The organism is Daejeonella sp. (assembly GCF_037719425.1).
GTDB lineage: Bacteria > Bacteroidota > Bacteroidia > Sphingobacteriales > Sphingobacteriaceae > Daejeonella.
The window spans coordinates 3,980-4,400 of sequence record NZ_JBBJNI010000221.1 but is presented as its reverse complement, the minus strand read 5'-3'; the positions used below and the strand labels follow the sequence as shown (position 1 = coordinate 4,400).

Below are 421 nucleotides of genomic sequence, written 5' to 3'. Positions count from 1 at the left end.
AAAGCTCATGCTGATATTGCTGCTACTAAAACAGATACTACAGGAAGCGGTCGGGTAGAGTTTATTAAGAAAGATGACGGAACTGTCGAGATGAGCTTAAATCTAAGCTTTCCGAAAATGGCCAATAAAACGGTTGCAGTTCACTTCCACGAGCATGGTGATTGTGGTGATGCTGGAAAAGGTGCACATGGACACTGGAATCCAACAAACGAAGCTCACGGAAAATGGGGCTCTGCAGCGTACCATTCAGGCGATATCGGAAATGTGCAGTTGAATGCAGAAGGTACTGGAGCTGTAACTGTATCTTCAAACCGGTGGACTATAGGCGGTGATGATAAAACTAATGTTCTTGGTCGCGCAGTTATTGTTCACTCAGGCGTTGATGATTATAAGACTCAGCCAACAGGTAATGCGGGAAGCA

At 45.1% G+C, this 421-nt stretch carries 1 protein-coding gene; it reads left to right on the top strand.

The genetic code is table 11. The features are described 5' to 3' along the window. On the top strand, window positions 1-421 hold a 421-nt coding region (locus tag WKF69_RS18730; RefSeq protein ID WP_340383956.1), incomplete at both ends, for a superoxide dismutase family protein.